General features: G+C 34.9%; 6 protein-coding genes. 3 read left to right on the forward strand and 3 right to left on the reverse strand.

Annotation, left to right across the window (positions count from 1 at the left end; translation table 11 throughout):
• A partial coding sequence (gene bglX, locus ABF281_RS08160) for a beta-glucosidase BglX (protein ID WP_347181184.1) occupies window positions 1–2,187 on the forward strand: 2,187 nt, incomplete at its 5' end.
• Between the two features lie 4 nt (window positions 2,188–2,191).
• Here bglX and ABF281_RS08165 read toward each other — a convergent pair.
• Together ABF281_RS08165 and ABF281_RS08170 are read right to left on the reverse strand one after the other, a co-directional pair.
• Window positions 2,192–3,850, reverse strand: coding sequence for a pseudouridine synthase (locus ABF281_RS08165; protein WP_347181185.1), 1,659 nt, complete (start codon window positions 3,848–3,850; stop codon window positions 2,192–2,194).
• Between the two features lie 39 nt (window positions 3,851–3,889).
• Complete coding sequence (locus ABF281_RS08170) at window positions 3,890–4,756, reverse strand: sterol desaturase family protein (protein WP_347181186.1); 867 nt, start codon at window positions 4,754–4,756, stop codon at window positions 3,890–3,892.
• 104 nt (window positions 4,757–4,860) lie between these two features.
• On the opposite strand from ABF281_RS08170, the gene ABF281_RS08175 reads away from it, so the two are divergent.
• On the forward strand, window positions 4,861–5,409 hold the full coding sequence (locus ABF281_RS08175; RefSeq protein WP_347181189.1) for a YeeE/YedE thiosulfate transporter family protein: 549 nt from the start codon (window positions 4,861–4,863) through the stop codon (window positions 5,407–5,409).
• A 10-nt stretch (window positions 5,410–5,419) separates the two neighbouring features.
• Entirely contained in the window at window positions 5,420–5,833 is a 414-nt protein-coding gene (locus tag ABF281_RS08180) for a DUF6691 family protein (protein WP_347181187.1), read from the forward strand.
• Window positions 5,834–5,890: 57 nt separating this feature from the next.
• On the opposite strand, the gene ABF281_RS08185 is transcribed toward ABF281_RS08180, so the two are convergent.
• Window positions 5,891–6,556 carry an NUDIX domain-containing protein gene (locus ABF281_RS08185; protein ID WP_347181188.1) on the reverse strand — a complete coding sequence of 222 codons (666 nt, stop codon included), beginning with the start codon at window positions 6,554–6,556 and terminating at the stop codon, window positions 5,891–5,893.
• Window positions 6,557–6,668: the final 112 nt, after the last annotated feature.

Below are 6,668 nucleotides of genomic sequence, written 5' to 3' on the forward strand. Positions count from 1 at the left end.
CTGTCTGCAAAAGAAAGGACAGAGGTATTATTAGCCAAAATGACCTTAGAAGAAAAAATCGGTCAAATGAATCAGTACAATGGGTTTTGGAATGTAACAGGACCTACACCTATTCAGGGAGATGCTGCAAAGAAATATAAAGATTTGCGTAAAGGTTATGTGGGTTCCATGCTTAATGTAAGAGGTGTTGATGAAGTTAGAGCCGTACAAAAAATCGCTGTTGAGGAATCTAGACTAGGGGTTCCATTGATTATTGGTTTTGATGTAATCCATGGATACGAAACTTTGAGTCCAATTCCTTTAGCAGAGGCTGCAAGTTGGGATTTAGAGGCGATAAAAACTTCTGCATCGATGGCAGCTTTGGAAGCGTCAGCAGTAGGAATCAATTGGACCTTTGCTCCTATGGTTGATATTGCTAGAGACGCCCGATGGGGACGTGTGATGGAAGGTGCAGGTGAAGATACTTTTTTAGGAAGTAAAATCGCTTATGCAAGAGTAAAAGGTTTTCAGGGGGATGATTTGTCTAAAGATCATACCATTGTAGCTTGTGCAAAGCATTTTGCGGGTTATGGTTTTGCGGAAGCAGGAAGAGACTATAATACCGTTGATGTGGGAACCTCTACCTTATATAATATCATATTCCCTCCTTTTCAAGCTTCAATAGATGCCGGGGTCAAAACGTTCATGAATTCTTTTAATGAGTTGAATGGAGTTCCTGCAACAGGAAATAAGTTTTTACAACGAGATATTTTAAAGGGAAAGTGGAATTTTGATGGTTTCGTAGTTTCAGATTGGGGGTCTATTTCAGAAATGATAGAACATGGTCATGCGATGGACTTAAAACATGCAGCAGAGATAGCAGCTAACGCAGGTTCAGACATGGATATGGAATCCAATGCCTATGTTGATGAATTGGCCAATTTGGTAAGAGAAGGAAAAGTTGAGGAAGCATTAATTGATGATGCTGCAACAAGAATTCTACAAGTAAAGTTTGAGTTAGGGTTGTTTGACGATCCTTATAAATATTGTAACAAAGAACGTGAAGAAAAACTTTTAGGTCATCAGAAGATTCAAAAAGCTTCTTTGGACATGGCAAAAAAATCTATTGTACTCTTAAAGAATGAGAACTCTCTATTGCCTTTAAAAAAGAAAGGTCAGCATATAGCTGTAATTGGAGCTTTGGCTAGTGATAAAACAAGTCCTCTAGGAAGCTGGAGAATAGCCGCAAAAGATGGCACAGCTGTTTCGGTTCTAGAAGGTTTGTCTCAATATGATGGAAACAAAATAAGCTACTCAAAAGGTGCTGATTTGATTTTGGGTACTCCAGATTTTATTACAGAAGTAAAAATAAATACAACCGACAAGAAGGGTTTTTCTGATGCAAAAAAAACAGCTGAACGTGCAGATGTCGTTATTATGGTTTTGGGTGAACACGGTTTTCAGAGCGGAGAAGGAAGAAGTAGGACTGATATAGGATTGCCTGGTGTTCAGCAAGAATTGCTAGAAGAAGTTTATAAAGTGAATCCAAATATTGTATTGGTTTTAAACAATGGTAGGCCTTTGACTTTAAGTTGGGCGGATCGTCATATTCCAGCAATATTAGAATGCTGGCAGTTAGGAACTCAGAGTGGAAACGCAATTGCAGAAGTTTTATATGGAGATTATAACCCAAGTGGAAAATTGCCGATGAGTTTTCCAAGAAATGTTGGGCAGTTGCCATTGTACTACAATTATAAAAATACTGGAAGACCGACTCTGCCTGCTCCTGATGTGGTATTTTGGTCTCATTACCAAGATGAAAAAAATAGTGCTTTGTATCCTTTTGGACATGGTTTGAGCTATACTCAGTTTGAGTATGAAAATCTTGTAGTTAAACCTAAAGCAAACGGAATTTCTGTTAAGATAGATGTTAAGAATATAGGAAAATTAACAGGAAAGGAAGTTGTTCAGCTTTACATTAGAGATGTACACGCAAGTATAACTAGGCCTGTTAAAGAGCTAAAAGGATTCGAATTGGTTTCTTTAGCACCCAACGAAGTTAAAACCGTATCTTTCACCTTGACAGAGAAAGAATTAGGATTTTACAATAATAATGGAGCTTTTACAGTTGAGCCTGGATTGTTTAGATTATTTGTTGGTGGAAGTTCTAAGACCGTGATTGAAACGAGTTTCGATTTCAAAGGATAGGATATTAAAAATATGCTTTAGCACTAAACGATATTTCTTCCTTTGTTTCTGGATGATGTAAGGTGATGTGTTCTGCATGTAATAAAAGTCGACGACCTTTAGATCCATATAGATCATCGCCAATGATCGGTGTGTTTAGTCCTTCTGGATGAGAGGCATGGACCCTAAGCTGATGTGTTCTACCCGTAATTGGGTATAAGTGAATCTTGGTTTTGTTTTCAGTCCTGTCGATAACCTTCCATATGGTTTTGGCTTTTTTTCCATGTTCGTAACAAACTAGTTGTCTAGGTCTGTCTTCAACATCTAACCTTAAAGGAAGTTCGATTGTTCCATTGTTTCTTTCAACGATGCCGTCAAGGATAGCGAGGTAGCGTTTTTTAACTTGTCTTTTGATAAATTGACGTTGTAATTTTTTGTAAGTATCTATATCTAAAGCTAAAATCATGATGCCTGAGGTTGACATGTCTAATCTGTGGACAATCAACGGTCCTGTGGCTTTTGGATATTTTTGTTTGATTCTCAAATAAACCGAATCATCAATTGTTTTCCCAGGTACAGACAAAAATTCAGAAGGTTTATTGACCACAACCATATATTGATCTTCGTAAAGGTATTCTAATTCTTTACCGATTGCAGGATTTTTGAGTAAAGGGTCAGTATCTAGTAACATCCCTTTTAGCATATGGTTGAGAATTGGTTTGCACTTTCCTTGACAAGCAGGATAGAAAATCTTGTGTTTTCGTATCTCAGAGTTTGGAGATTTCCCCCACCAAAACTCAGCCATACAGATAGGAGTAAGCTGATTTTGAAAGGCATATTGTAACAATTTCGGTGCGGCACATTCCCCTGCGGCTGCAGGGGGGATTTGTAAAGAAGTTTCTTCGAAAATAGACAGCAAATTTTTTGCTTCCTTTTTTTTGTTCAGAAACTGATATTGCTGGAAAAGATATCTCTGTAGTGAACTTGACTTTTCTTTTCGTAACATTTGTAATTTCGTGATTTCATCTTCATAAGTGCTCAATTCTTTTTGATCTTGAACGATTTTACGATCCCATTGTTTGTATAGGTCCCTTTTTTTAAGTTTGAATATGATACTTTCTTGGTCTAATGTTTTTAAGTTTTCTTGTAATCTGTTTCCTTCAAATTCTCTTCTTATTTGTTTTCTCCTTTCTTTTCGTTCTTTTTTGGCTTCGATCATTTTTAGTCGAAACGAATTCTTCTCACCCTCAGCCTTTTCTATGGTTTTGGTTAGAGATCTTTTTAAGCGGTTGTAAATTTCAGCTTTTTCTAATGTTTCTATTTTCTGTGTCAATATGTTTAGTTTGTGTTCTTCAGTTTTATAATATCCTTTTTTGGGTAACATATCAAAAACTGGAGGCACGAAGTATTTATGAGTATTGGTATCCGCTAGTTTACCAGATACAGACGCCAAGAATCCGATTTCATTGTTTTTGGTTTGAACGACTAAAACACCGAACATTTTTCCAGTATTTTCAAAGTGATGATTAAAATCGGTTTGCATCATCAAATACGCTTGAACTTCTTTTGTGGCCATGATACTCAGCGGGTGAGGGTCATAATAGAAAGGGTAGGTGAACTTTTCTGGAGCAGAAATATCTTTGATGTTATTTTTAAAGAAATGAAAATACTTAGGGTTAGTCATTGCTTGTAAATAAATATTGAATTTTTTTTGCTGTTTATTTTATTTTTTTGTTTTCGGAAGTCCAATCCACAAATGCTTAACAAAAGATCTCGGGAAAGAGTCATCTCCTTTAAACCCTAATTTTAAATTTTCATCCACTTTTGGAAGGTAATGAGTGTTGAAAATATAATCCCATAGGCTAAGACTAATGCCAAAGTTCATTCCATGTTTTTTGTGTTCTGGTAATTTTTGTGCGTGATGGTACAAATGCATGACAGGATTATTGAAAATATATTTTAAAGGTCCCCATGTGATATTTAAATTAGAATGGTTTAGGTGACCTAGGATAATCGCCATAAAGTGTATAATGTATGTTTGTTCTGGTTCCACACCACCTATGACCATTATTGCTATTGTTTTCATCGGTTTGTAGATGATATTTTCTGCCCAGTGGTATCGGAAATGAGCTGCAAACCCCATTTCTTTTACGCTGTGGTGAACTTGATGAAATCTCCATAGAAAAGGTACTCTATGCATAAGAATATGCGTAAACCATTGAAAAAAATCACTGATGATAAAGAAGATAATCAATTTTTGAGCAGTACCAAAATGGTTCAAGTCTATCAGCGTAAGACTTCTAGTCGTCACCCCGTATTGTTCAAACGAGTTGTTGATGGTTGCGTAAAATCCATTAATGAAAAGTGCGAAAATAAAGAAATGAAAAAACATATAGAAAAAATCAATTTTAAAATCTTCTCTAAAGATGCTTTGGTTCTTTCTCCAAGGTATAGCTATCTCAAGTAGCCAGATCACAAAAGAGATGACAAGTAGTCCCCAAAAGTAATTTTCATACCAATGTGTTTGAAAAGTAATCATTTTGATAATCCAAGTTAGGGTATGATAAAAACTATCTATTATTACCTTCATGATTTGCAGTTAGTTGTGTTTGTAACAATTGTTACTCATATTTGTTACTTTAAAAGTATATTTGTGTACAAATTAAGTATAATCTTAGATATAATTACCATATGATGAATTTTATTTTAGACCCATGGCCTTGGTACGTTTCAGGAGGGTTAATTGCTTTTGTAATGTTTTTATTGTTGATGATGGGAGATAGTTTTGGTATGTCCTCAAACCTTAGAACTTTATGTACGATTTGCGGTGCAGGTAAAAAAACAGATTTTTTTGATTTTAATTGGAAATCACAAAAATGGAACTTACTCGTGATGACTGGAGCTGTTGTAGGAGGTTTCATTGGAAGTCATTTCTTAAGTAGTCACTCTGGAGTTGCCATCAGTAACGAAACAATATTAAGTTTACAAGAATACGGAATAGATAGTTCAACTACCTCATATTTACCTATTGAGATTTTTGAGGCTTACAGTGTTAAAAGTATTTTGCTATTGGCCATTGGAGGGTTTTTAGTAGGTTTTGGAGCTCGTTATGCTGGAGGTTGTACTTCGGGTCATGCGATATCAGGATTGAGTAATTTACAGTTGCCTTCGCTAATCGCTGTAGTTGGTTTTTTTGTAGGTGGATTATTTATGATTCACGTTTTGTTTCCTTTTATTTTTTAACTAGAGAATTATGAAAAATTTAGCATATTTAAGTATAGGGGTAATCTTTGGTATTACCATGTTCAAATCAGAGGCAGCCTCATGGTTTAGAATTTATGAAATGTTTAATTTCCAAGCGTTTCACATGTATGGAATTATAGGTGTAGCTTTGTTCTTTGGTGTTTTGATGACTGCTATTATCAAAAAGAAGAATATTAAGTCTTTTTATGGAGTACCCGTAAAATTTGATGACAAAGAAAAAAGTATCAAAAGATATTTGTTTGGAGGGATCATTTTTGGATTGGGTTGGGCGTTAGCTGGTGCTTGTCCAGGACCCATGTTTACATTAGTAGGAGCAGGGTTTTACGGAATATTAATTGTTATTGGTTTTGCGATGCTCGGTACTTATGTTTACGGGATTTTCAAGAATAAGTTACCTCATTAGTGTTTTCATAGTGAAGTTATAAAAAAACCCAAATTAGAGTTTACTCTTTTTTGGGTTTTATATGTTAAAGTAAAACCCATTTTCTTTGAGTTTTTGGTATATCTTTTCATCAAAACGATAAAGTTTTGCAGGTTTATGAGCTACATTTTCTTGTTTTTTACCTGTATCGATCAAAAGTTTCATTTGGTTGATTTTTGTTCTAAAGTTTCGCTTGTTTAACTCTATTTGTAAAATAGCCTCATAGACCTTTTGCAGATTGGTTAAGCTAAAACATTCAGGCAACAAGTTAAATCCAATAGGTTCATTTCCCACTCTAATTTTTAATCTTTTATGTGCACTTTTGATAATTTCTTTATGGTCAAAAGCCAGATTTGGAAGCGAGTCTATATCACACCATTCAAGCTTTTCTGCAGTGTATCCTGGTTGCGGAGAGTAATGTTCAATATTGATTAATGCATAGTAACTAATGGTGATCACCCTTTTATCTGGATATCTATCTATTTCTCCAAATGCCCTGATTTGTTCTAGGTAAATATTCTCTAGATTAGTGAGCTCTTTGAGTGTGTTCTTGGCACTGTCATAGATACTAATGCTAGAGTCTAAAAAATCACCAGGTAAGGCCATCAATCCTTTTTGAGGCTCATTATTACGCTTGATCAAAAGAACTTTTAATTTTTCGTTTTTAAATCCAAAAATAACACAGTCTACGGAGTTGTATATCATTATAAAAGTACATAAGATTAAGGGTAAAGATAAATAAAACGGATTGTAAATAAAATACCATTAAATTAGTTTGTCATTTGAATTTTACTATCTATATTTGCTTAGTTTGAAA

The sequence above is a fragment of the Wenyingzhuangia sp. genome (assembly GCF_039768515.1).
In the GTDB taxonomy this organism is placed as follows: Bacteria; Bacteroidota; Bacteroidia; order Flavobacteriales; family Flavobacteriaceae; genus Wenyingzhuangia.

Excerpts from the sequence above, each read along its gene's own strand:
- ABF281_RS08170 (WP_347181186.1), bottom strand. The coding sequence starts at position 4,756 with ATGAAGGTAATAATAGATAGTTTTTATCATACCCTAACTTGGATTATC.
- ABF281_RS08180 (WP_347181187.1), top strand. The coding sequence starts at position 5,420 with ATGAAAAATTTAGCATATTTAAGTATAGGGGTAATCTTTGGTATTACC.
- ABF281_RS08175 (WP_347181189.1), top strand. The coding sequence starts at position 4,861 with ATGAATTTTATTTTAGACCCATGGCCTTGGTACGTTTCAGGAGGGTTA.
- ABF281_RS08185 (WP_347181188.1), bottom strand. The coding sequence starts at position 6,556 with ATGATATACAACTCCGTAGACTGTGTTATTTTTGGATTTAAAAACGAA.
- ABF281_RS08165 (WP_347181185.1), bottom strand. The coding sequence starts at position 3,850 with ATGACTAACCCTAAGTATTTTCATTTCTTTAAAAATAACATCAAAGAT.